This is a genomic window from Actinokineospora pegani (genome assembly GCF_009745975.1).
GTDB lineage: Bacteria > Actinomycetota > Actinomycetes > Mycobacteriales > Pseudonocardiaceae > Actinokineospora > Actinokineospora pegani.
The window spans coordinates 1-26240 of the sequence record NZ_WHOL01000108.1 but is presented as its reverse complement, the minus strand read 5'-3'; the positions used below and the strand labels follow the sequence as shown (position 1 = coordinate 26240).

The 26240-nt window shown below is 73.3% G+C and carries 27 protein-coding genes; 18 read left to right on the top strand and 9 right to left on the bottom strand.

What is annotated here, in order from left to right; genetic code table 11:
- The first annotated feature begins 40 nt into the window (after nucleotides 1-40).
- The 4 genes from hisD to GCL84_RS29455 are packed head-to-tail and all read left to right on the top strand — an operon-like array spanning nucleotide 41 to nucleotide 3229.
- The gene (gene hisD, locus GCL84_RS21665) at nucleotides 41-1363 is read left to right on the top strand and encodes a histidinol dehydrogenase (protein WP_156757367.1); all 1323 of its coding nucleotides are present in this window, start codon (nucleotides 41-43) and stop codon (nucleotides 1361-1363) included.
- The gene (locus GCL84_RS21660; protein ID WP_156757366.1) at nucleotides 1360-2466 is read left to right on the top strand and encodes a histidinol-phosphate transaminase; all 1107 of its coding nucleotides are present in this window, start codon (nucleotides 1360-1362) and stop codon (nucleotides 2464-2466) included. The genes hisD and GCL84_RS21660 overlap by 4 nt, the downstream gene beginning before the upstream one ends.
- Nucleotides 2463-3065, top strand: coding sequence for an imidazoleglycerol-phosphate dehydratase HisB (gene hisB / locus GCL84_RS21655; protein WP_156757365.1), 603 nt, complete (start codon nucleotides 2463-2465; stop codon nucleotides 3063-3065). The genes GCL84_RS21660 and hisB overlap by 4 nt, the downstream gene beginning before the upstream one ends.
- A gap of 2 nt (nucleotides 3066-3067) precedes the next feature.
- A complete protein-coding gene (locus GCL84_RS29455; protein WP_197523432.1) occupies nucleotides 3068-3229 on the top strand; it encodes a hypothetical protein in 162 nt (53 codons plus the stop codon).
- Nucleotides 3230-3278: 49 nt separating this feature from the next.
- Here the strand turns inward: GCL84_RS29455 and soxR are convergent, their stop codons facing one another.
- Complete coding sequence (gene soxR / locus GCL84_RS21650) at nucleotides 3279-3743, bottom strand: redox-sensitive transcriptional activator SoxR (protein WP_156757364.1); 465 nt, start codon at nucleotides 3741-3743, stop codon at nucleotides 3279-3281.
- A 78-nt stretch (nucleotides 3744-3821) separates the two neighbouring features.
- On the opposite strand from soxR, the gene GCL84_RS21645 reads away from it, so the two are divergent.
- Nucleotides 3822-4499: a thiamine pyrophosphate-dependent enzyme gene (locus GCL84_RS21645; protein WP_156757363.1), complete on the top strand. Its 678-nt coding sequence runs from the start codon at nucleotides 3822-3824 to the stop codon at nucleotides 4497-4499.
- 2 nt (nucleotides 4500-4501) lie between these two features.
- A complete protein-coding gene (locus GCL84_RS21640) occupies nucleotides 4502-5407 on the top strand; it encodes a transketolase family protein (RefSeq protein WP_156757362.1) in 906 nt (301 codons plus the stop codon).
- Nucleotides 5408-5467: 60 nt separating this feature from the next.
- On the opposite strand, the gene GCL84_RS21635 is transcribed toward GCL84_RS21640, so the two are convergent.
- Nucleotides 5468-5743 carry a hypothetical protein gene (locus tag GCL84_RS21635; RefSeq protein ID WP_156757361.1) on the bottom strand — a complete coding sequence of 92 codons (276 nt, stop codon included), beginning with the start codon at nucleotides 5741-5743 and terminating at the stop codon, nucleotides 5468-5470.
- 147 nt (nucleotides 5744-5890) lie between these two features.
- On the opposite strand from GCL84_RS21635, the gene hisH reads away from it, so the two are divergent.
- On the top strand, nucleotides 5891-6523 hold the full coding sequence (gene hisH / locus GCL84_RS21630) for an imidazole glycerol phosphate synthase subunit HisH (RefSeq protein ID WP_156757360.1): 633 nt from the start codon (nucleotides 5891-5893) through the stop codon (nucleotides 6521-6523).
- A gap of 20 nt (nucleotides 6524-6543) precedes the next feature.
- Nucleotides 6544-7275 carry a bifunctional 1-(5-phosphoribosyl)-5-((5-phosphoribosylamino)methylideneamino)imidazole-4-carboxamide isomerase/phosphoribosylanthranilate isomerase PriA gene (priA, locus tag GCL84_RS21625; protein ID WP_156757359.1) on the top strand — a complete coding sequence of 244 codons (732 nt, stop codon included), beginning with the start codon at nucleotides 6544-6546 and terminating at the stop codon, nucleotides 7273-7275.
- 209 nt (nucleotides 7276-7484) lie between these two features.
- On the opposite strand, the gene GCL84_RS21620 is transcribed toward priA, so the two are convergent.
- Entirely contained in the window at nucleotides 7485-7856 is a 372-nt protein-coding gene (locus GCL84_RS21620; RefSeq protein WP_156757358.1) for a PPOX class F420-dependent oxidoreductase, read from the bottom strand.
- 93 nt (nucleotides 7857-7949) lie between these two features.
- On the opposite strand from GCL84_RS21620, the gene GCL84_RS21615 reads away from it, so the two are divergent.
- The 3 genes from GCL84_RS21615 to hisI all read left to right on the top strand — a co-directional run bounded on the left by GCL84_RS21615 (nucleotide 7950) and on the right by hisI (nucleotide 10802).
- Nucleotides 7950-9590: an alkaline phosphatase D family protein gene (locus GCL84_RS21615; RefSeq protein WP_156757357.1), complete on the top strand. Its 1641-nt coding sequence runs from the start codon at nucleotides 7950-7952 to the stop codon at nucleotides 9588-9590.
- A 76-nt stretch (nucleotides 9591-9666) separates the two neighbouring features.
- Nucleotides 9667-10440, top strand: coding sequence for an imidazole glycerol phosphate synthase subunit HisF (hisF, locus tag GCL84_RS21610; RefSeq protein WP_156757356.1), 774 nt, complete (start codon nucleotides 9667-9669; stop codon nucleotides 10438-10440).
- Nucleotides 10437-10802 (top strand): phosphoribosyl-AMP cyclohydrolase, encoded by a 366-nt coding sequence (gene hisI, locus GCL84_RS21605; RefSeq protein ID WP_156757355.1) that lies wholly within the window; start codon nucleotides 10437-10439, stop codon nucleotides 10800-10802. The genes hisF and hisI overlap by 4 nt, the downstream gene beginning before the upstream one ends.
- Before the next feature lie 129 nt (nucleotides 10803-10931).
- On the opposite strand, the gene GCL84_RS21600 is transcribed toward hisI, so the two are convergent.
- Nucleotides 10932-11546 carry a TetR/AcrR family transcriptional regulator gene (locus GCL84_RS21600; RefSeq protein WP_156757354.1) on the bottom strand — a complete coding sequence of 205 codons (615 nt, stop codon included), beginning with the start codon at nucleotides 11544-11546 and terminating at the stop codon, nucleotides 10932-10934.
- Between the two features lie 108 nt (nucleotides 11547-11654).
- Here GCL84_RS21600 and GCL84_RS21595 point away from each other — a divergent pair, with 108 nt between their 5' ends.
- The 6 genes from GCL84_RS21595 (at nucleotide 11655) to lgt (ending at nucleotide 17798) form a co-directional block, all read left to right on the top strand.
- A complete protein-coding gene (locus GCL84_RS21595; protein WP_156757353.1) occupies nucleotides 11655-13205 on the top strand; it encodes an anthranilate synthase component I in 1551 nt (516 codons plus the stop codon).
- Nucleotides 13206-13249: 44 nt separating this feature from the next.
- Nucleotides 13250-13729, top strand: a complete 480-nt coding sequence (locus GCL84_RS21590; RefSeq protein ID WP_235926555.1) for a Trp biosynthesis-associated membrane protein — start codon at nucleotides 13250-13252, stop codon at nucleotides 13727-13729.
- Nucleotides 13730-13865: 136 nt separating this feature from the next.
- Nucleotides 13866-14675 carry an indole-3-glycerol phosphate synthase TrpC gene (trpC, locus tag GCL84_RS21585; protein WP_156757351.1) on the top strand — a complete coding sequence of 270 codons (810 nt, stop codon included), beginning with the start codon at nucleotides 13866-13868 and terminating at the stop codon, nucleotides 14673-14675.
- Nucleotides 14654-15928 (top strand): tryptophan synthase subunit beta, encoded by a 1275-nt coding sequence (trpB, locus tag GCL84_RS21580; protein ID WP_407924418.1) that lies wholly within the window; start codon nucleotides 14654-14656, stop codon nucleotides 15926-15928. Before trpC ends, trpB begins: the two co-directional genes overlap by 22 nt.
- Nucleotides 15928-16722, top strand: coding sequence for a tryptophan synthase subunit alpha (gene trpA / locus GCL84_RS21575; protein ID WP_156757350.1), 795 nt, complete (start codon nucleotides 15928-15930; stop codon nucleotides 16720-16722). Before trpB ends, trpA begins: the two co-directional genes overlap by 1 nt.
- 32 nt (nucleotides 16723-16754) lie before the next feature.
- Nucleotides 16755-17798 carry a prolipoprotein diacylglyceryl transferase gene (gene lgt / locus GCL84_RS21570; RefSeq protein WP_156757349.1) on the top strand — a complete coding sequence of 348 codons (1044 nt, stop codon included), beginning with the start codon at nucleotides 16755-16757 and terminating at the stop codon, nucleotides 17796-17798.
- A gap of 68 nt (nucleotides 17799-17866) precedes the next feature.
- Here the strand turns inward: lgt and GCL84_RS21565 are convergent, their stop codons facing one another.
- The 5 genes from GCL84_RS21565 to GCL84_RS21545 form a co-directional block, all read right to left on the bottom strand.
- Nucleotides 17867-18964 (bottom strand): hypothetical protein, encoded by a 1098-nt coding sequence (locus GCL84_RS21565; RefSeq protein WP_156757348.1) that lies wholly within the window; start codon nucleotides 18962-18964, stop codon nucleotides 17867-17869.
- 10 nt (nucleotides 18965-18974) lie between these two features.
- On the bottom strand, nucleotides 18975-20081 hold the full coding sequence (locus GCL84_RS21560; RefSeq protein WP_156757347.1) for a hypothetical protein: 1107 nt from the start codon (nucleotides 20079-20081) through the stop codon (nucleotides 18975-18977).
- Between the two features lie 124 nt (nucleotides 20082-20205).
- On the bottom strand, nucleotides 20206-21018 hold the full coding sequence (locus GCL84_RS21555; protein WP_197523431.1) for an ABC transporter ATP-binding protein: 813 nt from the start codon (nucleotides 21016-21018) through the stop codon (nucleotides 20206-20208).
- Entirely contained in the window at nucleotides 21015-22028 is a 1014-nt protein-coding gene (locus tag GCL84_RS21550; RefSeq protein WP_156757346.1) for a FecCD family ABC transporter permease, read from the bottom strand. The genes GCL84_RS21555 and GCL84_RS21550 overlap by 4 nt, the downstream gene beginning before the upstream one ends.
- Complete coding sequence (locus GCL84_RS21545) at nucleotides 22029-22952, bottom strand: ABC transporter substrate-binding protein (RefSeq protein ID WP_156757345.1); 924 nt, start codon at nucleotides 22950-22952, stop codon at nucleotides 22029-22031.
- Nucleotides 22953-23171: 219 nt separating this feature from the next.
- On the opposite strand from GCL84_RS21545, the gene gltB reads away from it, so the two are divergent.
- Nucleotides 23172-26240 (top strand): glutamate synthase large subunit (gltB, locus tag GCL84_RS21540; protein WP_156757344.1); only part of this gene is annotated, 3069 nt, incomplete at its 3' end.

The window sequence follows — 26240 nt, the reverse complement described above, 5'->3', positions numbered from 1 at the left end:
CGCTTACCCTGGACAGGTCACTCTGATTGGGAAGGACCCCATGCTCTCGCGTACCGATCTGCGCTCCGCCGTCCCCACCGCCGCCGAGCTGCGCGCCACGCTGCCGCGCGCCGAGGTCGACGTGGACGCCGCGCTGCATCAGGTGCGGCCCATCGTCGAGGACGTGCGGGCCAGGGGGGTCGAGGCGGTCCTGGAGCTGACCGAGCGGTTCGACGGGGTGCGCCCGGCCGCCGTGCGGGTGCCCGCCGAGGCGCTGGCCACCGCGCTGGCCGAGCTCGACCCGGCGGTGCGGGAGGCGCTGGAGGTCTCCGCCGCCCGCGCCCGCGTGGTGCACGCCGACCAGGTGCGCGTCGACAAGACGACCCAGGTCGTGGCGGGCGGCACGGTCACCGAGCGCTGGGTGCCGGTCGGCCGGGTCGGGCTCTACGTGCCGGGCGGGCTGGCGGTCTACCCGTCCAGCGTGGTCATGAACGTCATCCCCGCGCAGGCGGCCGGGGTGGAGTCGCTGGTGGTGTGCTCGCCCGCGCAGGCCGCGTTCGGCGGGCTGCCGCACCCGGCGGTCCTGGCCGCGGCCGCGCTGCTCGGGGTCGAGGAGGTCTGGGCCGTGGGCGGCGCGCAGGCCCAGGCGCTGCTGGCCTACGGCGGCACCGACACCGACGGCTCCGAGCTGGCCCCGGTCGACATGATCACCGGGCCGGGCAACATCTACGTCGCCGCGGCCAAGCGGCTGCTGCGCGGCCTGGTCGGCATCGACGCCGAGGCCGGGCCGACCGAGATCGCGATCCTGGCCGACGAGACCGCCGACCCGGTGCACGTCGCCGCCGACCTGATCAGCCAGGCCGAGCACGACCCGCTGGCCGCCAGCATCCTGGTCACCACCTCGCTCGCGCTGGCCGACGAGGTCGACGCCGAGCTGGACCGCCAGGTCAAGGCCACCAAGCACGCCGAGCGCGTGGCGACGGCGCTGGCGGGCAAGCAGTCCGGCGCCGTGCTGGTGTCCACTGTGGACGACGGACTGCGGGTGGTCGACGCCTACGCCGCCGAGCACCTGGAGATCCAGACCGCCGACGCCCGCTCGGTCGCCGCCCGGGTGCGCAACGCGGGCGCGGTGTTCGTCGGCGCGTACTCCCCGGTCTCGCTGGGCGACTACTGCGCGGGCTCCAACCACGTGCTGCCCACCGGCGGCTGCGCCCGGCACTCGTCGGGGCTGTCGGTGCAGACGTTCCTGCGCGGCATCCACGTCGTCGACTACACCGAGGACGCGCTGCGCGAGGTCTCGGCGCACGTGGTCGCGCTGGCCGACGCCGAGGACCTGCCCGCGCACGGGCAGGCGGTCACCGCGCGCTTCCGGGACGGTTCGTGAGCACCCCGGGCGCGAGCGCGCGCCTGGACGACCTGCCGCTGCGGGAGGACCTGCGCGGGCTCTCGCCCTACGGGGCGCCGCAGTTGGACGTCGCGGTCCAGCTCAACACCAACGAGAACCCGCACCCGCCGCCGCCGGAGCTGGTCGAGGACGTCGTCGCGGCCACCCGCGAGATCGCGGCGACCCTGCACCGCTACCCGGACCGGGACGCGGTCGCGCTGCGCGCGGACCTCGCCCGCTACCTGGCCTCGGCGACCGGGCTGGCGCTCGGCGTCGAGAACCTGTGGGCCGCCAACGGGTCCAACGAGATCTTGCAGCAGCTCCTGCAGGCCTTCGGCGGGCCGGGGCGGTCGGCGCTGGGCTTCGAGCCGTCGTACTCGATGCACCCGATCATCGCCGCGGGCACGCGGACCGACTGGCTGCCCGCGCCGCGCCGGGCGGACTTCTCCCTCGACGTCGACGCGGCCGTGGCGGCGGTGCGGCAGCGGCGGCCGGACGTGGTGTTCGTGACCAGCCCGAACAACCCCACCGGGCAGTCGATCCCGCTCGAGGACCTGCGCTCGCTCGTCGCCGCCGCGCCGGGGGTCGTGGTCGTCGACGAGGCCTACGCGGAGTTCTCGCCGCAGCGCAGCGCGGTGCACCTGATCGACGAGTTCCCGGCGAAGGTCGTGGTCAGCCGCACCATGTCCAAGGCGTTCGCGTTCGCGGGCGGGCGGCTGGGCTACCTGGCCGCCGCGCCCGCCGTGGTCGAGGCGCTGCTGCTGGTGCGGCTGCCCTACCACCTGTCGTCGCTGACCCAGGCGGCCGCGCGGGCGGCGCTGCGCCACGCCGAGGGCACGCTGGCCTCGGTGCACAAGCTCGCCGCCGAGCGTGACCGGGTCATCGAGGCGCTGGGCGGGCTCGGCGCGCGGGTCGTGCCCAGCGACGCCAACTTCATCCTGTTCGGGCGCTTCGCGGACGCCCGCGCGGCCTGGCAGTCCTACTTGGACTCCGGCGTGCTCATCCGCGACGTCGGCATCCCCGGCCACCTGCGCGCCACCGTCGGCACCCCCGCCGAGAACGACGCGTTCCTGGCCGCCAGCAAGGAGATCGTGCACCCATGACCAACCGCGTCGGCCGCGTCGAGCGGACCACCCGTGAATCCTCAGTCCTGGTCGAGATCGACCTCGACGGCTCCGGCGAGGTCGAGGTCTCGACCGGCGTCCCGTTCTACGACCACATGCTCACCGCCTTCGGCACCCACGGCTCGTTCGACCTGACCGTGCGCTCCACCGGTGACATCGAGATCGACGCCCACCACACCGTCGAGGACACCGCCATCGTCCTCGGCCAGGCCCTGCGCCAGGCCCTGGGCGACAAGAAGGGCATCCGCCGCTTCGGCGACTGCTGGATCCCCATGGACGAGACCCTCGCCCACGCCGCCGTCGACGTCTCCGGCCGCCCCTACTGCGTGCACACCGGCGAACCCGAGGTCATGATCGGCTTCACCGTCGGCGGCAACTACCCCACGGTCCTCAACCGCCACGTCTTCGAGTCGATCTCCTTCCACGCCCAGATCGCGGTCCACCTGCGCGTCATCCACGGCCGCGACCCCCACCACATCACCGAGGCCGAGTACAAGGCCCTGGCCCGCGCCCTGCGCGCCGCCACCGAACCCGACCCCCGAGTCGGCGGCATCCCCTCCACCAAGGGAGTGCTGTAGCCGTGCCGAAGGAAGTCATCGTCGTCCTCCTGATCGCGCTGTCCGGCATCCTCGTCGGCGGGGTCAAGTCCACCTACGAGAACTCCAAGCCCATGGCCGCCCTCCTCGGCGTCCTGGCCTTCCTGGCCGCGGGCGGAGCCGTCGCCTGGTACGTCTCGTCCTGACGACGGCTCCAAGCCCGATCCCCGTCGCGCCGATCAGGTGGCGGTCGGGTCATGTGATGCCGCCCTCGGTGCCCGCGCGCAGGCGGGGGGCGCCCGGGCCGTACTTGGCCAGCACGTCGTCGGTGTTGATGAGGTGGCAGGACTTCAGGGACAGGCAGCCACAGCCGATGCAGCTCTCGAGGTTGTCCCGGAGGCGTTGCAGGGAGTCGATGCGGGCGTTGAGCTCGCCGCGCCAGGTCTTGGAGAGGCGGTGCCAGTCGGACTTGGTGGGTGTGCGCTGGTCGGGGAGGGTGGCCAGGGCGTCGTGGATCTCCTCCAGGGACAGCCCGACGCGTTGGGCCGTGCGGACGAACGCCAGCCTGCGCAGCACCGCGCGGGGGTAGCGGCGCTGGTTGCCCGCGGTGCGCACGGAGTGGATGAGCCCGCGCTCCTCGTAGAAGCGCAGGGCGGTGTGCGGGACGCCGCTGCGGTCGGCGACCTCGCCGATGGTCAACGAGTCGGGGAGCTTCGACACCCCGACGACTCTACACGCGACCTCGACGTTGCTCGAAGTGCTTGACCTCGACCTTGGTCGAGGTTGCAGGCTGTGGTCATGCGAACAGACACCGCGTCCGGCTACCGCGACCTGCCCGGCCTGATCGCCAGGATGGCCGGCGACGAGAAGCACGAGCAAGCGGCCACCTCCACCCTCGACGTGCTGTGGGTGCTCTACGACCGGGTCCTGCGCGTCGACCCGGCCGCCCCCGACGACCCCGGCCGCGACCGGTTCCTGCTCTCCAAGGGCCACGGGCCGATGGCCTACTACGCCGTGCTGGCCGCGAAGGGCTTCATCGATCCGTCCACCTTGGACACCTGGCTCACCTTCGACTCCACCCTCGGCTACCACCCCGACCGCACGCTGGTCCCCGGCGTCGAGATCGGGTCCGGCTCGCTCGGCCACGGCCTGCCCATCGCCGTCGGCCAGGCCATCGGGCTCACCGCGGGGCAGCGGGTCGTGGTCCTGGTCGGCGACGGCGAGCTCGACGAGGGCAGCAACCACGAGGCCATCGCCGTGGCGGGCAGGCGCGGGCTGGCCAACCTGACCACCGTGGTGGTCGACAACGACAGCGCCATGCACGGCTGGCCCGGCGGCATCGCCGCGCGCTTCGCCGTCGAGGGCTGGGCCACCGCCACCGTCGACGGCCGCGACCACGACGCCATCGAGCGCGCCGTCACCGCTGACCACCCCGACGCGCCGCTGGCCGTCATCGCCCAGATCCGGGAGGCCTGACCATGACCACCACCACGGGCATGCGCGACGCCTTCGCCCACACCCTCAACGCCGCCTTCGAGCAGGACGAGCGCGTCGGACTCGTCACCGCCGTCATCTCCGCCGACCGCTTCGCCGCCGCCGCGGACCGCTTCCCCGACCGCGTGGTCGACGTGGGCATCCGGGAACAGGCGATGGTCGGCGTCGCCGCGGGCCTGACGCTGACCGGCAAGCGCATGGTCGTGCACACCTACGTGCCCTTCCTCGTCGAGCGCGCCTTCGAGCAGATCAAGCTCGACTTCACCCACCAGGGCGTCAACCCGGTCCTGGTCAGCATCGGAGCCTCCTACGACGACCCCTCCATGGGCCGCACCCACCAGTCGCCGGGCGACGTCCCGCTCATCGACACGCTGCCCGGCTACACCATCCACGTCCCCGGCCACGCCGCCGAGGTCGAACCGCTGCTCACCGCCGCGCTGGCGGGCGACGACCCGGTCTACCTGCGGCTGTCGACGCGGGAGAACGCCACCCCGAGGCCCGTCGGCCAGGGCCTCGTCCCGCTCCGGCGCGGCGGCCTGGGCGTCGTGGTCGCCGTCGGCCCCGTCCTCGACCAGGTCCTCGCCGCCACCGAGGGGCTCGACGTGACCGTGCTCTACACCGCGACCGTGCGCCCCTTCGACCACGCGGGCCTGCGCGTCGCCGTGGACGCCGCGGCGCCCAACGTCGTCATGGTCGAGCCCTACCTGCGCGGCTCCTCCTCCGCCGAGGTCGCCACCGCCCTCGTCGACGTCCCGCACCGCCAACTGGGCCTCGGAGTCCTGCGCGACACGGAGGTCCACGCCTACGGGCTGCCCACCGAGCACGACGCCGTGCACGGCCTCGACCCGGGCGGCATCCGGCGCGCGCTCATCGGCTTCCTGCCGGCCTGAGACGCCGACGAGGCGGGAGCGGCGCTGGGGGTGCCGCTCCCGCCTCGGTGTTCTCGGGGGTCAGACGCTGTGCAGTGCGCGGGGGGTGTTGTTGGTCAGGCTGAGGGCTTCATGCGCCGTGGTGGGGAGATCTTCGCCGTCCTTGGGCGTGTTGTCCGCGCGGACGGTCAGGACGCCCGCGGCGAGCACGATCCACAGCACCGCGAGGGGGACCGGCCAGAGCACGCTCTCGCTCAGCGCGAGGTAGCTGTTGACGGCCGCGGCGACCGCGAGGGTGCCCGCGATCGTCCAACGAGCCGGTCCGCCTGCCAGAACCCCGGTCAGGGAAGTGCGCACGTGTCCTCCACACCATTCACCACAAAAACCAGCCCCGACAGCTTCTGCCGAGTACCCAGTGAGGAGCCTGCGCCAAACCATTGTCGGTAACGATCGGGCAACGGAGGGTTTGGTGGGGGTTTCGCGGACGAGGTCTAGGCTGCGGGGGTGGCACGCGTCGTCGTTTTGGACTATGGATCAGGCAACCTGCGCTCGGCCGAGCGGGCCCTGCGGCGGGTGGGGGCCGAGGTCGAGGTCACCTCCGACTTCACCGCGGCGGTGGAGTGCGACGCCCTGGTGGTGCCGGGGGTCGGCGCCTACGCGGCGTGCATGGCCGGGCTGCTGGAGGTGCGCGGCGACCGGATCATCGGCCGCAGGCTCGCCGGGGGCCGCCCGGTGCTGGGGATCTGCGTCGGCATGCAGGTGCTCTTCGAGCGCGGCATCGAGCACGGCGTGGAGACCGGGGGCTGCGGGCAGTGGCCGGGCACCGTCGACCGGCTCGAGGCCCAGGTCGTGCCGCACATGGGGTGGAACACCGTGCGCACCCCGGAGAAGTCGGTGCTGTTCGAGGGCATGGCGGCCGACACGCGGTTCTACTTCGTGCACTCCTACGCCGCCCGCACCTGGGACCTGCGCCCGGAGCCGCCGATGCCGGTCCCGCTGGTCACCTGGGCCGACCACGGCGGGGAGTTCGTCGCCGCCGCGGAGAACGGCCCGCTGTCGGCCACCCAGTTCCACCCGGAGAAGTCCGGCGACGCGGGCGCGACGCTGCTGGAGAACTGGCTGCGCGCCTGGAGCTGAGGGCTCGATAGGCTGACCGGGTGACTTTCCAGCTGCTCCCGGCCGTGGACATCTCCGACGGCAAGGCCGTCCGCCTGCACCAGGGGGAGGCCGGGACCGAGACGGTCTACGGCACCCCGCTCGAGGCCGCCCTGGCCTGGCAGGCCGCCGGGGCCGAGTGGGTGCACGTGGTCGACCTCGACGCCGCCTTCGGCACCGGCGACAACCGCGCCATCACCGCCGAGATCGCGGGCACCCTGGACGTCAAGGTCGAACTCGCGGGCGGCATCCGCGACGACGACACCCTCGCCGCCGCCCTGGCCACCGGCGCCGCCCGGGTCAACATCGGCACCGCCGCCCTCGAGGACCCCGAGTGGTGCCGCAAGGTCCTCACCCAGCACGGCGACCGAGTGGCCATCGACCTCGCCGTCAAGGGCCAACCGGGCTCCTACCGCCTCGCCACCCGGGGCTGGACCACCGACGCGGGCGACCCCTGGGACACCCTCACCCGCCTCGACGCCGACGGCTGCACCCGCTACGTCGTGACCGACGTCAGCAAGGACGGCACCCTCACCGGCCCCAACATCACCCTCCTGCGCGACTTCGCCTGCCGCACGGAGTCCGCCATCGTCGCCTCCGGCGGCATCTCCAGCCTCGCCGACATCCACGCCCTGGCCGCCCTGGCGCCCGAGGGCATCGACTCGGCGATCATCGGAAAAGCCCTCTACAACGGCAACTTCACCCTCCAGGACGCCCTCGCCGCCGTCGCCTAGTAGCGGTTCCGGTGGAGCGGGACGGGCGGCCGCCCACGACCCGAGCATGAATCCCGGTCGGCGCCAAGGCGCGGGCGCGACGATGCCGGGTTGCTCCCCAGGACACCGACGCCGGGGAGACCTGACCCCGTCGGGCGTTGTCTACTGTGGTCACGCTGTGGGTCTGCCGATCGATGCGGACGCCGTGCCCGAGTCGGGCTCGGTCGACGCTAGAAGGTGATGGCGACCGCCACGGTGCCCCGGCTGCCGCGGCGCAGGCGGCTGCCGAGGGTGGTGAGCCAGCCGATGACGCCGTACTTCTTGCGGATGTTGGCGATGCCGTGGTCGGTGTCCTCGGGGGCGAGCAGGTGGGCGGTGGCGTCCTGGACGGCTCCGGTGATCTTGCCGCGCATGTCGCAGGGGGCCACCTGGATGCTGGGGTTGTTGCGGATCCGCTTGACCTTGCCGGAGTCGGCGACCGTCCAGAAGACGAGGCGGTCGGGGTCCCGGGTGATCCAGACGGGGGTGTCGACGGCGGAGCCGTCGCGCTTGAAGGTGCGGATCAAGAGGTACTTCTCGTCGCCGAGGGTGAGCGGGTCCATGGGGTCACGGTACTGGTGGGGGCGGCAGTGTTCACCGCGAGTTCGGCCGAACAGGGGGTGTGACATCGGGGTTGTCCGTGTATCACTGTTTGGGTGACCACCACCACATCACTCGACCGGCGCGCCTTCCTTCGGTCCTCCGCCGTGGCGGGCGGCGCGCTGCTGGTGCCCGCCGCGCTGGCGGGCGCGGCCGAGGCGGCCGCCGCCCCGCAGTTCGCGCACGGCGTGGCCTCCGGCGACCCGCTGCCCGACGGCGTCCTGCTGTGGACCCGCGTGACCCCGACCGCCGAGGCGGCGCCGGGGTCCGGGGCCGGGCCGGAGGTCGACGTGCGGTGGGAGGTCGCGCTGGACCCGGCGTTCGCGTCGGTCGTCGCGTCCGGGACCGTCCACACCGGCCCGTCGATCGACCACACGGTCAAGGTCGCGGTCTCCGGGCTGGCCCCCGCGACGGCCTACCACTACCGCTTCACCCTCGACGGCGTCCCCTCCGACGTCGGCCGCACCCGCACCGCCCCCGCCACCGACGCCGACGTGGCCAAGCTGCGCCTGGGGCTGGTGTCCTGCTCGAACTGGCAGGCGGGCTACTTCTCCAGCTACCGCCACCTCGCCGCCCGCCCCGACCTCGACGGCGTCCTGCACGCGGGCGACTACCTCTACGAGTACGCGGCGGGCAGCTACACCGCGCGCGGGGTCACCATCCGCCCGCACGAGCCCGCCCACGAGATGGTCGCCATCGCCGACTACCGGCGCCGCCACGCCCAGTACAAGTCCGACCCGGACCTGCGCGCCCTGCACGCCGCCCAGCCGTGGTTCATCACCTGGGACGACCACGAGTACGCCAACGACACCTGGTCCGACGGCGCGGAGAACCACCAGCCCGCCACCGAGGGCGACTGGGCCGCGCGCAAGGCCGCCGCCCGGCAGGCCTACTTCGAGTGGATGCCGGTGCGCCAGGGCCCCGGTGGCGAGATCTACCGCCGGTTCCGCTGGGGCCGCCTCGCCGAGCTGTCCATGCTGGACCTGCGCAGCTACCGCTCGAAGCAGACCACCCCGTCGGTCGGCGACCCCACCGACCCCGCGCTGACCATCACCGGCGACGCCCAGATGGACTGGCTCAAGTCCGGTCTGGCCGCCAGCGACGCGACCTGGAAGCTGGTCGGCAACTCGGTGATGATCACCCCGATCTCCGTCGGCAACCTGGAGGCGCGCTTCCTCGAGGCCGTCGGCGAGCTGATCGGCCTGCCGGTGGGCAACGTCGCCGCCAACTCCGACGCCTGGGACGGCTACACCGCCGACCGGCAGGAGCTGCTGGCCCACCTCAAGGACAACCGGGTCAAGAACACCGTGTTCCTCACCGGCGACATCCACTCCTCCTGGGCCGCCGACGTGCCGCTGGACCGCTCGACCTACTGGTTCAACGGCAACAGCGCCGCCACCGAGTTCGTCACCACCTCGGTCACCAGCGACAACATCGACGACATCCTCAAGATCGACCCCCGCACCCTGTCCATCCTCGCCGAGGGCGGCCTGCGCCTGGGCAACCCGCACCTCAAGTACATCGAGCTCGACTCCCACGGCTACTCGGTCGTCGACGTCGACCCCCAGCGGGTGCAGGTCGACTGGTACTACCTCGCCGACCGCACCAGCCCCACCTCCACCGCCAGGCACGCCAAGTCGATGGCGACGGTCGCGGGCTCGCAGAAGGTCACCACCGCGAGGGGGCCGGTCGCCTAGGCGCACGAGCTCAGGCTCCACGCGCACGCCCCTGCCGGACACCGCTGAACAGCGGTCACACCGTAAACTCGGCCCCATGCCGGTCGCCGTTCGTGTCATCCCCTGCCTCGACGTGGACGCGGGGAGGGTGGTCAAGGGGGTCAACTTCGCCGACCTGCGGGACGCGGGCGACCCGGTGGAGCTGGCCAGGGCCTACGACGCCGAGGGCGCCGACGAGCTGACCTTCCTCGACGTCACCGCGTCCTCCGGCGAGCGCGAGACCACCTACGACGTCGTGCGCCGCACCGCCGAGCAGGTGTTCATCCCGCTCACCGTGGGCGGCGGCGTGCGCGAGGTGGCCGACATCGACAGGCTGCTGCGCGCGGGCGCGGACAAGGTCAGCATCAACACCGCCGCCATCGCCCGCCCGGAGTTCCTGCGCGAGGCCTCGCACCGCTACGGCGCCCAGTGCATCGTCCTGTCCGTCGACGCGCGCCGCGTCCCCGAGGGCGGCGAGCCGACCCCGTCCGGCTTCGAGGTGACCACGCACGGTGGCCGCCGGGGCACCGGCATCGACGCCGTCGAGTGGGCGGCCACCGGCCAAGAGCTGGGCGTGGGCGAGATCCTGCTCAACTCCATGGACGCCGACGGCACCAAGGCGGGCTTCGACCTGCCGCTGATCGACCAGGTCCGCGCCCGCGTCGACGTACCCCTGATCGCCAGCGGCGGCGCGGGCTCGCTCGACCACTTCGCCCCCGCCGTCTCCGCCGGGGCCGACGCCGTGCTCGCCGCGAGCGTGTTCCACTTCGGCCAGCTCCGCATCCCCGAGGTCAAGGACACCCTGCGCGCCGCCGGGGTGGAGGTCCGATGAGCACTCCGACGAGCGCGCTCGACCCGACCACCGCCGCCAAGCTCAAGCGCACCCCCGACGGCCTGGTGTGCGCTGTCGCCCAGCAGCACGACACCCGCGAGGTCCTCATGGTCGCGTGGATGAACGACGAGGCCCTGCACCTGACCCTCACCACCGGCCGGGCCACCTACTGGTCCCGCAGCCGCAACCAGCTCTGGGCCAAGGGCGACACCTCCGGCCACACCCAGAAGGTCGTCGACGTCCGCCTGGACTGCGACGGCGACACGATCCTGCTGCTGGTGGACCAAACCGGCGCCGCCTGCCACACCGGCGACCGCACCTGCTTCGACGCCACCTCCCTCCTGCACCCCGAGAACGCGTAGAAGAGGCACCCCCAGCCCCGCCCTTGCTTTGTCCTCGAAGCAGCGCGCCCACCCGCCTACCGCCGCCCGGCCCCCGCTTTTGAAGCAGCGTGCCCACCCCAACGAGCCGCCCAAGCACAGAACCGTTCTTCAAAGCTCCCCGGTCAGGTACCGCTGCACCGTGGGCCCCACCGCCGCCACAACACCGTCCACATCAGTCCCAGCCAACGGCTCGAAGCAGGCCACGTACCGGGCCACCCCCAACCCGATGATCTGACTCGCCACCAGGTTCGCCCGCAGCTCCCACCGGTCACCCGCCACCAGCCGCCCGATCGGCCCGAACAGGTTGGCCAGGAAGAAGTCCCGCAGCGACTCCGCCGCCTGCGCGGGCCCGCTGACGGACCGGATCAGCGCGCTGAACCGGTCCGCGCCCCCCGGCGCGTCCCACACCGTCACGAAGTTCCACACGATGGTGGCCCCCAGCCGCTCGACCGGGACCGCCCGCAACCGCTCCACCACCGCGTCGACGTCCATCGGCAGGTGCAGCACGGACTCGGCGAACAGACCGCTCTTGCCGCCGAACCAGTGGTTGACCATCGCCGGGTCCACGCCCGCGCGGCCCGCGATGGCCCGGACCGTGGCGCCGGAGTAGCCCTGCTCGCCGAACACCTCCTGGGCCGCGGCGAGCAGCGCCGCCCGGGTGTCGGCCCCGCCCGGTCTGCGCCCGCGCCTGCGGGCGCCGTCGGCGCCGTTGCGGGTGGTCATGGCCCGCAATCATGCCCCACCGGACCGGACGGGACGGGATCGGCGCTGGTCGGGCACGCCCTCACCCCGGGGGGCGGTTCTGTCGGGGGAGCACGGCACAATGAGCCCATGGTCAGTCTCACGGGTGCCCCCGACCGCTCCGCGACCGGCGCGTCGATGGGCCAGGTCAGCCCGACCCGCGAGCAGTTCCACGCCATGGCCGCCGAGCGGCGCGTGATCCCGGTGGTCCGGCGGGTGCTCGCCGACGCCGAGACCCCCGTCTCGGTCTACCGCAAGCTCGCGGGCGACCGGCCGGGCACGTTCCTGTTCGAGTCGGCGGAGAACGGGCGGTCCTGGTCGCGGTGGTCGTTCGTCGGGGTGCGCAGCCCCGCCGCGCTCACCGCCACCGGCGGCGAGGCGCACTGGACCGGCGTCCCGCCGGTCGGGCTGCCCACCGGCGGCGACCCGCTGGCCGCGCTGAACGAGACGGTCAAGGCGCTGCACACCGACCCGCTGCCCGGCCTGCCCCCGCTCACCGGCGGCATGGTCGGCTTCATCGGCTACGACGCCGTGCGGCGGCTCGAGCGGCTGCCCGACGAGACCGAGGACGACCTGGAGCTGCCGGAGCTGGTCATGCTCCTGGCCACCGACCTGGCCGCCCTCGACCACCACGAGGGCACGATCACCCTCATCGCCAACGCGGTGAACTGGGACGACAGCCCCGAGCGGGTCGACGCCGCCTACGACGACGCGGTGGCCCGGCTCAACGAGATGATCGACGGGCTGCGCAGGCCCGCCGCCTCCACCGCCGTCACGTTCGACCGGCCCAGGCCGCGGTACCTGCGCAGGCGGACCCCGGAGGACTACCAGGCGGCCGTGCTCAGCGCGAAGGAGGCGATCCAGGCGGGCGAGGCGTTCCAGGTCGTGCTCTCGCAGCGGTTCGAGATGGAGACCGACGCCGACCCGCTGGACGTCTACCGGGTGCTGCGCACCTCCAACCCGAGCCCGTACATGTACCTGCTGCGGCTCGACGGGTTCAGCATCGTCGGGTCCAGCCCGGAGGCCCTGGTCACCGTGCGCGACGGGCGGGCCACGACGCACCCCATCGCCGGGACGCGCTGGCGCGGGGTCGACCCGGAGGAGGACCAGGTCCTGGAGAAGGACCTGCTCGCCGACCTCAAGGAGCGCGCCGAGCACGTCATGCTGGTCGACCTCGGCCGCAACGACCTGGGCCGGGTGTGCAAGCCGGGCACGGTCCAGGTGGTCGACTTCTTCCGGGTCGAGCGCTACAGCCACGTCATGCACATCGTGTCCACGGTCACCGGCGAGCTGGCCGAGGGCAGGACCGCCTTCGACGCGGTCACCGCCTGCTTCCCGGCGGGCACGCTGTCCGGCGCCCCCAAGCCCCGGGCGATGGAGCTGATCGAGCGGCTCGAGCCCACCCGGCGCGGCCTCTACGGCGGCGTCGTGGGCTACCTGGACTTCGCGGGCGACTGCGACACCGCCATCGCGATCCGCACCGCCCTGATCCGCGACGGCGTGGCATACGTGCAGGCCGGGGCCGGGGTCGTCGCCGACTCGCGGCCCGAGGCCGAGGACACCGAGTGCGTCAACAAGGCGGGCGCGGTGCTCGGCGCCATCGCGGCGGCGGGGACCATGCGGGCGGCGGCCGGATCGTGACCCCGGCGGCGACCGGACCGCGCACCCGTCGTCCACTGTGGATCGTGGTGGGCCTGCTGCTGCTGGCCGCGGCGGGGCTGTGGGGCGCCTCCGGGCTGACCTGGTCGCACGTCACCGCGACCACCCCGGGCACCGGCGCGGTCACCACGACCCGCGTGCCCGTGTCCGAGGCGGTGCCCTCGGTGACGGCGCTGGCGCTGGTCGCCCTGGCCGGGGTGGCCGCGGCGCTGGCGCTGGGACCGGTGCTGCGGCGGGTGGCCGGGGTGCTGCTGGTGGGCGCGGGGGCGGTGGCGGTGGTGGGCGCGGTCGCCGGCGGCGCGGACACCGCGTGGCCGGTGCTGGCCCTGGTCGCGGCCGGGGCCGTGCTGGCCGCGGCGGGGGTCGTCCTGGCCCTCGTGGCGGGCAGGCTGCCCGCGATGGGCGCCCGGTACGCGGCGCCGGGGGCGGCCAAGGAGGCCGCGCGCGGGGGCGACGACCTGTGGCAGGCGCTGTCGGAGGGCGAGGACCCGACGGCGGGGAAGTGAAGGGGCGGCGTGGACCCGGCTCCCGGGGTGCGGGAGGCCCGGAGTTAGCATCACTTCGGCGGGAAGGGGCAGTGCTTGTGAGGGACTACACGCTCGTGAGGGACTACACCGGCGCGACGTCGAGGCGGGACGTCCGATGAACGTCCTGGAGTCGATCGTCGAGGGTGTCCGGGAGGACCTCGCCGCGCGCGAGGCGTCGGTCAGCTTCGAGGCGATCAAGGCGGCGGCGGCGAAGGCCGCGCCCCCGCTGGACGCCTACACCGCGCTGCGCGGCACCGACGTCGGCGTGATCGCCGAGGTCAAGCGGCGCAGCCCGTCGCGGGGCGACCTGGCGGCCATCGCCGACCCGGCCGCGCTGGCGCACGACTACGCCGCCGCGGGGGCCAGGGTGATCAGCGTGCTCACCGAGCAGCGCCGCTTCGGCGGCTCGCTGGCCGACTTCGACGCCGTGCGGGCCAAGGTCGACATCCCCCTGCTGCGCAAGGACTTCGTGGTCAGCCCGTACCAGGTGCACGAGGCCCGCGCGCACGGCGCGGACGTGGTGCTGCTGATCGTGGCCGCGCTGGAGCAGCCCGCGCTGGAGTCGCTGCTCGACCGGGTGGAGTCCCTCGGGATGACCGCGCTGGTCGAGGTGCACACCGCGGAGGAGGCCGACCGCGCGCTCGAGGCGGGCGCCAAGGTCATCGGCGTCAACGCCCGCGACCTGCGCACCCTGGAGGTCGACCGGGACGTGTTCGGCAGGCTGGCCCCCGGCCTGCCCGCCGACGTGGTCAAGATCGCCGAGTCCGGCGTGCGCGGCCCCAGCGACCTGATGACCTACGCCGGGGCGGGCGCGGACGCCGTGCTCGTCGGCGAGGGCCTGGTCACCACCGACGACCCGAAGGCGGCGCTGGTGCAACTGGTGACGGCGGGCTCGCACCCGGCGTGCCCGAGGCCGAGCCGATGAGCCCCCGCGACCCCGAGACCGAGCAGGAGGCCGATGTGGACCCGCACGCCCCCGGACCGCACGACCCGGACGCGCGCGGCCACTTCGGCCCCTACGGCGGCCGGTTCATGCCCGAGGCGCTGATCGGCGCCCTCGACGAGTTGTCCGCCGAGTACGACAAGGCCAGGCTGGACCCGGAGTTCACCACCGAGTTCACCCGGCTGCTGCGCGACTACGCGGGCCGTCCGTCGCTGCTCACCGAGGCCCCGCGCTTCGCCGAGCACGCGGGCGGCGCGCGGGTGTTCCTCAAGCGCGAGGACCTCAACCACACCGGCTCGCACAAGATCAACAACGTGCTGGGCCAGGCGCTGCTCACCAAGCGGATGGGCAAGAAGCGGGTCATCGCCGAGACCGGCGCGGGCCAGCACGGCGTGGCCACGGCCACCGCCTGCGCGCTGATGGGCCTGGACTGCGTGGTCTACATGGGCGAGGTCGACACCGAGCGGCAGGCGCTGAACGTGGCGCGGATGAAGCTGCTCGGCGCCGAGGTCATCCCCGTCAAGTCCGGCTCGCGCACGCTCAAGGACGCCATCAACGAGGCGCTGCGCGACTGGGTGACCAATGTGGACACCACGCACTACCTGCTGGGCACCGCCGCGGGCGGGCACCCCTTCCCGATCATGGTGCGCAACTTCCACAAGATCATCGGCATCGAGGCGCGCGCGCAGATCCTCGACCAGGTCGAGCGGCTGCCCGACGCGGTCGTCGCGTGCGTCGGCGGCGGGTCCAACGCCATCGGCATCTTCCACGGCTTCCTCGACGACCCGGGCGTGCGGCTGGTGGGCATCGAGCCCGGCGGCAAGGGCGTCGACAGCGGCGAGCACGGCGCCACGCTGGGCCACGGCACCCCCGGCATCCTGCACGGCGCCATGTCCTACCTGCTGCAGGACGAGGACGGCCAGACCACCGAGGCGTACTCGATCAGCGCGGGCCTGGACTACCCCGGCGTCGGCCCCGAGCACTCGGCGCTCAAGGACGCGGGCCGCGCCGAGTACCGGGCGGCCACCGACGCCGAGGCCATGCACGCGTTCCGGCTGCTCTCGCGCACCGAGGGCATCATCCCGGCCATCGAGTCCGCGCACGCCCTCGCCGGGGCGCTGGAGCTGGGGCGCGAGCTGGGACCCGACGGGCTGGTCGTGGTCAACCTGTCCGGGCGCGGCGACAAGGACATGGACACCGCGGCCAAGTACTTCGGCTTCTACGAGGGGTCCTGATGAGCGCGTTGGACGACCTGTTCGCTGGGGTCAACGAGCAGGGCCGGGGTGCGCTGATCGGGTACCTGCCCGCCGGGTACCCCACCGTCGACGGCTCGATCGAGCTGCTCACGGCGATGGTCGAGGCAGGCTGCGACCTGGTCGAGGTGGGCGTGCCCTACTCCGACCCGGTGCTGGACGGCCCCACCATCCAGGCCGCCGCCGACGAGGCGCTGCGCGCGGGCTTCCGGCTGCGCGACGTCTTCCGCACCGTCGAGGCGGTGTCGGCGGCGGGCGGCAGGGCCGTGGTGATGACCTACTTCAACCCGGTGCTGCGCTACGGCGTCGACGCGTTCTCCCGCGACCTGGCCGCCGCGGGCGGGCTCGGGCTGATCACCCCCGACCTGATCCCGGACGAGGCCGAGCTGTGGCTCGAGGCCTCGACCGCGCACGGCCTGGACCGGACCTTCCTGGTCGCCCCCTCGTCGTCCGAGGAGCGCATCGCCAGCACCGTGGCCGCGACGTCCGGGTTCGTCTACGCGACCGCGGTCATGGGCGTCACCGGCGCCCGCGACGTCGTCGGCGTGGGCGCGCAGACCCTGGTCTCGCGGGTCCGCGCGCACACCTCGCTGCCGGTCGGCGTCGGCCTGGGCGTGCGCTCCGGCGAGCAGGCCGCGCAGGTCGCCGGGTTCGCCGACGCGGTGATCGTCGGCTCGGCGTTCGTCACCGCCGCCGCGACCGGCGTCGACGCGGTGCGCGCGCTCACCGCCGAACTGGCCGAGGGCGTGCGCCGCACCCCAGCCCCGATCGGCTGACCCCGGGGCGGTCCCGTTACGGTGTGCCCGTGATGAGCGCTTCCTCGCGGGTACTCGCGTCCATCCCCAGCCCGGACCGGGGCGTGTGGGAGATCGATCTCGGGTTCCTGACCATCCCGATCAGGGCGTACGCGCTGTGCATCATCCTGGGCATCGTGATCGCGATTGCCTGGGGTGAGAAGCGGTTCCAGGCCCGGGGTGGCGAGAAGGGCGCGGTCACCGACATCGCGGTGTGGGCGGTGCCCTTCGGGCTCGTCGGCGGCAGGCTCTACCACGTCGCCACGGACTACTACCGGTACTTCGGCGAGGGCAAGAACCCGCTCAACGCGCTGAAGATCTGGGACGGCGGCCTCGGCATCTGGGGCGCCATCGCGCTGGGCGCGGTGGGCGCCTGGATCGCCTGCCGCCGCAAGAAGATCCCGCTGCCCGTCTTCGCCGACGCGATCGCCCCGGGCATCGTCACCGCCCAGGCCGTCGGCCGCATCGGCAACTACTTCAACCAGGAGCTCTACGGCGGTCCGACGACCCTGCCGTGGGGCCTCGAGCTCTACCAGCGCGTCAACGAGGCGGGCATCCCGGACAAGCTCAACGGTGTGGCGCTCGACCACACGCTCATCGATGGCAGCCCGGTGCACCCGACGTTCCTCTACGAGCTGGTCTGGAACCTGCTGGTCGCCCTGCTCGTCGTCGTCGTCGACCACAGGCTCCGCCTGGGCCACGGCCGCGCGTTCGCCCTCTACGTCGCCGGCTACACCCTGGGCCGCGGCTTCATCGAGATGCTGCGCACCGACGACGCCACCATGGTCCTGGGCCTGCGCATCAACGTCTGGGTCTCGGCCCTGGTCTTCATCGGCGCGGTCGTCTACTTCGTCCTCGCCGCCAAGCGCGGCCCCCGCGAGGTCCTCACCCGGGAGCCCGTCGCGGTCATCCCCGTCGACGAGGTGCCGGGCACCTCGGAGAAGCCGGACGAGGACCCCGAGCCGAGTCCCGGGGCCACCGCGGCCCCCGAGACCACCGAGGACGCCGCCGAGCCGACTGCCGACAAGCCCGAGAAGGCCACCGACAAGGCCGAGTAGGCGCCGCCGGACACAACAAGACCGCCGCACCCGGGAACGGGTGCGGCGGTCTTGTTGTTCGCGCAGGATCAGGCGGTGCTCACCGCCAGGGTGTTGCCGGGGCGGGAGAACAGGGAGCTGACCAGCCCGTTGTGGGGGCCGCAGCCGGTGAACGCGGGCAGGTCGTAGGTGCCGTTGAGCGTGCCGCCGTTCGCGACGGTGAAACCCTCGGCCTGGGTCAGGGTGAGCGTCGTCTTGCTGGTGCAGGACGTCTTGCCCTTGAGCAGCGGCAGACCCAGGACGGCGAGATCCGGCACGGAGACGGTCAGCGGCGCGGTCAGGCCCGTCGGGGTGCCGGTCAGCGGGCCCGGGGTGAGCCGCACCATCGCCGAGGCCGGGAAGAAGCCGAACAGCGTCGGTGACGCCGTGCCGGTGTCAGGCAGGGCGAGGGTGCCGGTGCTGCCCTCGTTGAGCGTGAGCGATCCCTGGCCGAGGTCGGTCTGGCCGCCAGCCAGGCCGGTGGTGGCGCTGACGACGTGCTTGACGGGCGCGGGCGCGGGGAGAACCTGGACGGTGTGCCAGGAGAAGCCGCCGGGGGGCGGGGGGATGCAGGAGACCCCGAGGTCTCCTAGCGCTGTCGGCGTCCCGTCAGCCTTGAGCGGTGTCAGGGTCCAGTCGAAGGTGAGCCAGTAGGTGAGGGTGTGGCGCTCTCCGATGCCGACGAAGGTCAGCGGGGGGAGTTCGCCCGAGCCGTTGAGGGAGAGGGTGTCGGCGCCGAGCGGGGCGGTGCCGCTGAGCGCGAAGGACACAGACGACGGCGAGCCCTGCGTGTGGTCCAGGGGGACGACGTACTCCGCGGCGATCGTCGTGGCCCCTGCCGCCGCCACGACGTCGTGGAGGGGGCTCCCGGGGGCCATGTTCAGCCGCAGGCTGCCGGTGGCCGAGTACGGCGATGGCGCTGTCGGCACGTTCACCACGGCGGTGTCGGGCAGGTCCAGGGTGACGTTGAAGTCACCGCTCCAGTCGGCGCTGGAGACGCCCGCCGCCGTCACCGTGCAGAGCGGGCGGCTTCCGGTCCGCTCGATCCGCACAGTCCCGGCCGAGGCCGGTCCGCTGGTGAGCAGGACGACGCTGCCCGCCGCCGTGGCGATCGCGGCGAGGAGCGCGGCAAGTCTGCGTTTGCGCATGGCGTGCCTCTCAGCTCGTGGTGATGGCAACGGTGTTGCCGGGGTGGGAGAACAGCGAGGTGACCAGTGGGGTGAAGGCGCCGCAGCCGGTGAAAGCCGGGAGGTCGTAGCGGCCGGTCAGTGTGCCGCCGCCGACGACGGTGAACCCGGCTTCCGGGGTGAGCGTCAGCGTCGTCGTGGCCGTGCAGGTGGTCTTGTCCTTGAACAGTGGGAAGCCCAGAACCGCCAGGCCGGGGATGGTGACGGTGACTGGGGCCGTGAGGCCGGTCGCGGTGCCGGTGACGGGGCCCGGGGTCAGCAGGACCTCGGCCGCGGCGGGGATGACGCCGAGCAGAGGTGGGGCGGCGGTTCCGGTCTGGGGCAGGGCCAGTTCGCCGGTGACGGCGCCCGCGGCGCCCTTGGTGAGGGTGAGCGAGCCCGCGCCCAGGTCGGTGGCGCCGCCCGCGGTCTCGGTGCGCGCGGTGACGACGTGCTCGGTGCTGGTCGGCGCCGCCACGACGTCGTACCAGTACCACGCGGGGATGTCCGGCGAGTGGACGCACATCACCTGGATGGTGCCGTAGGAGGTGGGGGAGCCGTCCGCCTTGCGCGGGGTGATCTGCACGCTGTGGTAGTTGGACGCGATGGCCACCCTGTCCCTGCCCGCCCCCGTCGGCAGCAGGCCGGGCAGCTCGCCGGAGCCGGATGCCCGCGCCTGCCCGGTGCTCAGCTCGGTCTCACCGCTGAACCGCAGCCGAACGAGCTCCCGGTAGCCCTCGTTGAGGAAGAAACGCGCCTCATACTCGGTCAGGTAGCTCGTGGCGCCCTCCTGCTCGAACGCGGTGCGCAGCACGCTGCCCTCGGAGAGGTCGAACTGGAGGACTCCCGAGGCCTGCCACGGTATCGGCGCGCTGCGCTGGCCCACGACCCCGGACGCGGGCACGTCCATCCGGACGTACATCGCCGAGTACCCCCGGACCTCCGGCAAACCGGGGAGGGTGGGGTTGCAGTAGATCGTCTGCTCTTTCTCCAGCCGGATGGTCTCGGCCGCGGTGGCCGACCCGTTCGTGAGCAGGACGGCTGAACCCGCCGCGATCGCCACAGCCGCGAGCGCGGCTGCGAGTCTTCTCCTACGCATAGAGCTCCCTCAGATCGTGGTGGTGGCGAACGTGTTGCCGATGCGGAGTGAAGCGCACATGTGCCAGCGTGCGGAAGAGCGGCTTTCTTGGCGTGGGAAAGTGCTCACGACCTGCGCGGAAAGTTCAGATAATACCGTCATCCGCACGCAACGACCTGCGGCGCGCGGGCACGACGACCGGGTCGCCCGCCGAGGTGCGCAGGACCTCCACCGCGGCGCTGTAGTGGCGGGTGGTGTTCGCCTCGGTGAGCACCTGCTCCGGGGTCCCGGACGCGACCGGGGCGCCCTGGTCGAGCAGTAGCACCCGGTCGGCGTACTGGGCGGTGAAAACCAGGTCGTGCAGGGTGGTGATGACCGTGGCGCCGTCCTCGGCGCGCAGCCGGTCGACCAGGTCCAGCAGGGCCTGGGCGTGGCCGATGTCCAGGCCGGTGGTGGGCTCGTCGAGCAGCAGCACGCGCGGCTGCTGGGCGAGGACCCGGCCGAGCAGGGCGCGCTGGCGCTCGCCGCCGGACAGGGTGCGCAGCTCGCGGTGGGCCAGCCGGGTCAGGTCGAGGCGCTCGACGACATCGGCGGCGATGGCCCGGTCCCGCCTGCCCTCCTTGGCCAGCCTGCCCAGGTGCGGGGTGCGGCCCAGCAGCACGTAGTCGGTCACCGTGAGCCCGTCGGGCACGACCGCGACCTGCGGGGCGTACCCGAGCACGCGCGCCCGCTCCCGCGCGGGCAGCGCCGCCAGCGGCTGCCCGCCCACCACGATCGAGCCCTCCGCCCGCACCACGCCCGCGATCCCCTTGAGCAGCGTCGACTTGCCCGCCCCGTTGGGCCCGACGACGGCCAGCCACCCGCCGCCGGGGACCTCGACCGACACCCCCGCGACCGCGGGCGGCCCGCCGTAGCCCACCGACACGTCCCGCAGCTCGACGGTGTCCCCCCGGCTCACCGGACCCGCTCCCGCCGCTGCCGCAGGACCAGCGCGAAGAACGGCGCCCCGACCACCGCCGTGACCACTCCCAGCGGCAGCTCCGCTGGCGCCAGCACCGTCCGCGCCACCTGGTCGGCGGCGATCAGGAACACCGCCCCGCCCAGCAGCGACAGCGGCACCACCACCCGGTGCCCCACCCCGGCCAGCAGCCGGACCACGTGCGGCACGACGATCCCGACGAACCCGATCAGGCCGCCAGCCGACACCGCCGCCGCCGTGGCCAGCGACGCCGCGAGCAGCACCAGCAGGCGCACCCGGCCCGGCCGCACGCCCAGCGACGCCGCCTCCTCGTCGCCGAGCGAGAGCACGTCCAGCAGCCGCGCGCAGACGCACAGCGCCACGGCCGACACCGCCACGTAGGGCAGCGTGCGCAGCACCTGGTCCCAGCCGCTGGTGTTGAGCCCGCCCAGCATCCACGTGTAGACCCGGGCGATCGTGTCGGCGTCGAGCTGCTGCACGAACGTCTGCACGGCGGTCAGGAAGGCGGCCACGGCCACGCCCGCCAGCAGCAGCACCGCCGTGCCGCCCCCGGCCACGCCGCTGAGCACCCAGGTCAGACCGACACCGCCCAGCGCGCCCGCGAAGGCGGCCACCGGCACGACCGCCGGGCCCGCCGAGGTGACCACGACGAGCGTCGCCGCCAGCCCCGCCCCGGCCGCCGCGCCCAGCAGGTACGGGTCGGCCAGCGGGTTGCGGAACACGCCCTGGTAGGCCGCGCCGGACACCGCCAGCGCCGCGCCGACCAGCCCGGCCAGCAGCACCCTGGGCAGCCGCACCTGCCACACGATCGCGGCCTCGCGCGCCGACAGCGGCGACACCCCGCCGGTGAGCTGCGCCCAGACCTCGCCGACCACCCGCTGCCAGCCCAGCCCGGCGGCGCCGATCAGCGTCGCGCCCGCGACCGAGGCGACGAGCAGGGCCAGGGCGGCGAGCAGGACGCCGGGGGTGAGGCGGGTGCGGGGCGCCACCTAGCGCTTGACCGCGTCGCCCACCGCGCGGACGAGGTCGACCACGCGTGGGCCCCAGCGGGAGGCGATGTCGTCGTCGAGGGCGATGACCCGGCCGGACTTCACCGCGTCCACCTCGGACCACCCCGGGCGCTCCCCGACGGTCCGCGCGGACTGCCCGCAGCACAAGCTGTCGGCCAGGAAGACCAGCGCCGGGTTGGCCTTGATGACGTACTCGGCGGAGAGCTGCGGGTAGCCGGAGCCGGTGGAGTCCGCCTCGTCGGCGATGTTCTCGAGGCCGAACAGGCCGTAGACCTGCCCGATGAAGGTCTTCGACGTCGCGCTGTAGAGGCCGGGGTCGAGCTCGTGGTAGTAGGTCAGGTCCGCCTTCGGCGCGTCGCGGACGATCGCGTCGATGTCGGACCGCATCCGCGCGACCAGCTCGTCGGCCGGGTGGCCGGTGGCGTCGCCGAGGACGTCGAGCTGGGTGTAGACGTCGTCCACCGTGGTCGCCGCGGTGAGCAGCAGGACCGGGACGCCGACCTTGGCCAAGCCGTCGACCAGGCCGCCCGGGTCGCCCGAGGCGATCACCAGGTCCGGGGTCCGCTCGGCGATGGCCTCCACGTTGGGCGTCAGGCCGGACAGGTCGGTCCTGGGTGCCTCGGCGGGGAAGTTCGACTGGTCGTCCACGGCCACGACCCGCGCGCCCGCGCCGATCGCGTACAGGCCCTCGGTGGCCGAAGAGGACAGCGACACGATCCGCTCCGGCCGCTCGTCGAGCGTCAGCGGCTGCCCGCCGGGCGGGGTGACCGTCACCGGGAAGACGGCCCCGGGGACCTCGGTCGGCGGGGGAGCGGCGGTGTCCTCGCGGGTGGCGCAGCCGCCGAGCGCGAGGGCGGCGAGGGCGGCCAGCAGGACGGCGGGACGGACGCGGCGGGGGGTCACGGGACCGGAACGCTAGCAGCCGCAAGCGGTGCGCGCCGGGGAGCCGCCCCCGAAGCGCTGGTCACCCCGGCCGGACCCGCCACCGCGGGTGTGACGTCGGTTTCTTACTCGTTTCAGGACTGTTAGGCTCGGAGCACTCCACGCGGGCCGCTGGCGTCCCGTGCCCAGACCCCGGACATCGCCCGACCTGAGCGCGAGAGACGTCAAGGAGGACCACGCATGATCTTCTCCGCACTGCCGCGCACCCAAGGCCTGTACGACCCCGCCCAGGAGCGCGACTCCTGCGGTGTGGCCATGGTCGCCGACATCCAGGGCAGGCGCTCGCACTCCATCGTCACCGACGCCCTGGTCGCACTGGCCAACCTGGAGCACCGCGGCGCCGCCGGGGCCGAGCCGACCAGCGGCGACGGCGCGGGGATCCTGCTGCAACTGCCCGACGCGCTGCTGCGCGCCGAGGTGGGCTTCGCGCTGCCGGACGCGGCCGAGGACGGGTCCCTGGCCTACGCCACCGGGATCGCGTTCCTGCCCGCGGACCCCGGCGAGCGGGACGCGGCCGTCGCGCTCGTCGAGCGGATCGCCGCCGAGGAGGGCCTGGTCGTGCTGGGCTGGCGCGAGGTGCCCACGGCCGCCGACGCCGCCGACATCGGCCCGACCGCGCGCGAGGTCATGCCGCACTTCGCCATGCCGTTCCTGGCCGCGGCGGGCGAGCGGCCGGTCTCCGGCGTCGCGCTGGACCGGCTGGCGTTCTGCCTGCGCAAGCGGGTCGAGCGGGAGAGCGGGCCGCTGGGCTGCGGCGTCTACTTCCCGTCGCTGTCCTCGCGGACGATCGTCTACAAGGGAATGCTGACCACCGCCCAGGTGCCCGCGTTCTTCACCGACCTGACCGACGAGCGGCTGACCAGCGCCATCGCCCTGGTGCACTCCCGCTTCTCCACCAACACGTTCCCGTCCTGGCCGCTGGCGCACCCGTTCCGCTACGTCGCGCACAACGGCGAGATCAACACCGTGCGCGGCAACCGCAACCGGATGCGCGCCCGCGAGGCCCTGCTCGCCTCCGAGCTGATCCCCGGCGACCTCAGCCGCCTCTACCCGGTCGTCGACCCGTCCGGATCGGACTCGGCCAGCCTCGACGAGGTGCTCGAGCTGCTGCACCTGGGCGGGCGCAGCCTGCCGCACGCGGTGCTCATGATGATCCCGGAGGCCTGGGAGAACCACCGCGCCATGGACCCGCGGCGGCGGGCGTTCTACCAGTTCCACGCCAGCCTGATGGAGCCGTGGGACGGCCCGGCCTGCGTCACCTTCACCGACGGCGCCCTGGTCGGCGCCGTGCTCGACCGCAACGGCCTGCGCCCGGCCCGCTGGTGGCGCACCGTCGACGACCGGGTCGTGCTGGCCAGCGAGACCGGCGTGCTCGACGTCGCGCCGGACCGGGTGGTCGCCAAGGGCAGGCTGCGGCCCGGCCGGATGTTCCTGGTCGACACCGCCAACGGCCGCCTGGTCGACGACGACGAGGTCAAATCGGCGCTGGCCGCCGAGCACCCGTACGGGGAGTGGCTGCACGCGGGCCTGCTCAAGTTCTCCGACCTGCCCGACCGCGCGCACGTCGTGCAGACCCACGAGTCGGTGCTGCGCCGCCAGCTCACCTTCGGCTACACCGAGGAGGAGCTCAAGGTCCTGCTCACCCCGATGGCGCTGACCGGGGCCGAGCCGCTGGGGTCGATGGGCACCGACACCCCGCCCGCGGTGCTCTCGCGGCGCTCGCGGCTGCTCTACGAGTACTTCAAGCAGAACTTCGCCCAGGTCACCAACCCGCCGCTGGACGCCATCCGCGAGGAGATCGTCACCTCGGTGCGCCGGATCATGGGCCCCGAGCAGAACCTGCTCGACCCCGGCCCGGCGAGCTGCCGCCACATCCAGGTGCAGAACCCGGTCATCGACAACGACGACCTGGCCAAGCTGATCCACGTCAACGACGACGGCGACCTGCCCGGCTTCGCCTGCACCGTCCTCGCCGGGCTCTACGAGGTCGACGGCGGCGGCCCGGCGCTGGCCGCGGCGGTCGAGCGGGTCCGCCGGGAGGCCTCGGCGGCCATCGCGGCGGGCGCGCGCACCCTGGTGCTGTCCGACCGCGACTCCGACCACCGGCTGGCGCCGATCCCGTCGCTGCTGCTGGTCTCGGCCGTGCACCACCACCTGGTCCGCACCAAGGAGCGGCTGCGGGTGGCGCTGGTCGTGGAGTCCGGCGACGCCCGCGAGGTGCACCACATCGCGCTGCTGCTGGGCTACGGCGCCGCCGCGGTCAACCCGTACCTGGCGCTGGAGACCGTCGAGGACCTGATCTCGCAGGGCTCGATCACCGGCGTCGAGCGGGCCAAGGCGGTCCGCAACTACACCCTGGCCCTGGTCAAGGGCGTCCTCAAGATCATGTCCAAGATGGGCATTTCCACCGTCGGCGCCTACACCGGCGCCCAGGTCTTCGAGAGCCTCGGCCTGGCCCAGGACCTGCTCGACGAGTACTTCACCGGCACCGCGTCCAAGCTCGGCGGCGTCGGCCTCGACGTGGTCGCCGCCGAGGTCGCCGCCCGGCACCGCCGCGCGCACCCGGACAACCCCACCGAACGGGTGCACCGCCGCCTCGAGGTGGGCGGCGAGTACGCCTACCGGCGCGAGGGCGAGCTGCACCTGTTCACCCCCGAGACGGTGTTCCTGCTGCAACACGCGACCAGGACCGGCCGCGAGGACGTCTACCGGCAGTACACCGCCGAGGTCGAGCGGCTCAACCGCGAGGGCGGCGCGCTGCGCGGCATGTTCGCCATGCGGACCGAGGGGCGCACGCCGATCCCGATAGACGAGGTCGAGCCGGTCGAGGCCATCCTCACCCGCTTCAACACCGGCGCCATGTCCTACGGCTCCATCTCCGCCGAGGCGCACGAGACGCTCGCCATCGCGATGAACCGGATCGGCGGCCGGTCCAACACCGGCGAGGGCGGCGAGGACCCCGAGCGCCTGCACGACCCGACCCGCCGCTCGGCGATCAAGCAGGTGGCCTCCGGCCGGTTCGGGGTGACCTCGGAGTACCTGGTCAACGCCGACGACATCCAGATCAAGATGGCCCAGGGCGCCAAGCCGGGCGAGGGCGGGCAGTTGCCGCCGAACAAGGTCTACCCGTGGATCGCCCGCACCCGGCACTCCACCGCGGGCGTCGGGCTGATCTCCCCGCCGCCGCACCACGACATCTACTCCATCGAGGACCTCGCCCAGCTCATCCACGACCTCAAGAACGCCAAC

Coding starts and splice junctions, on each gene's coding strand:
- hisD (WP_156757367.1), top strand. CDS start 41: ATGCTCTCGCGTACCGATCTGCGCTCCGCCGTCCCCACCGCCGCCGAG.
- hisB (WP_156757365.1), top strand. CDS start 2,463: ATGACCAACCGCGTCGGCCGCGTCGAGCGGACCACCCGTGAATCCTCA.
- GCL84_RS21645 (WP_156757363.1), top strand. CDS start 3,822: ATGCGAACAGACACCGCGTCCGGCTACCGCGACCTGCCCGGCCTGATC.
- GCL84_RS21640 (WP_156757362.1), top strand. CDS start 4,502: ATGACCACCACCACGGGCATGCGCGACGCCTTCGCCCACACCCTCAAC.
- GCL84_RS21620 (WP_156757358.1), bottom strand. CDS start 7,856: ATGGACCCGCTCACCCTCGGCGACGAGAAGTACCTCTTGATCCGCACC.
- hisF (WP_156757356.1), top strand. CDS start 9,667: ATGCCGGTCGCCGTTCGTGTCATCCCCTGCCTCGACGTGGACGCGGGG.
- hisI (WP_156757355.1), top strand. CDS start 10,437: ATGAGCACTCCGACGAGCGCGCTCGACCCGACCACCGCCGCCAAGCTC.
- GCL84_RS21600 (WP_156757354.1), bottom strand. CDS start 11,546: ATGACCACCCGCAACGGCGCCGACGGCGCCCGCAGGCGCGGGCGCAGA.
- GCL84_RS21595 (WP_156757353.1), top strand. CDS start 11,655: ATGGTCAGTCTCACGGGTGCCCCCGACCGCTCCGCGACCGGCGCGTCG.
- trpC (WP_156757351.1), top strand. CDS start 13,866: ATGAACGTCCTGGAGTCGATCGTCGAGGGTGTCCGGGAGGACCTCGCC.
- trpA (WP_156757350.1), top strand. CDS start 15,928: ATGAGCGCGTTGGACGACCTGTTCGCTGGGGTCAACGAGCAGGGCCGG.
- lgt (WP_156757349.1), top strand. CDS start 16,755: ATGAGCGCTTCCTCGCGGGTACTCGCGTCCATCCCCAGCCCGGACCGG.
- GCL84_RS21565 (WP_156757348.1), bottom strand. CDS start 18,964: ATGCGCAAACGCAGACTTGCCGCGCTCCTCGCCGCGATCGCCACGGCG.
- GCL84_RS21560 (WP_156757347.1), bottom strand. CDS start 20,081: ATGCGTAGGAGAAGACTCGCAGCCGCGCTCGCGGCTGTGGCGATCGCG.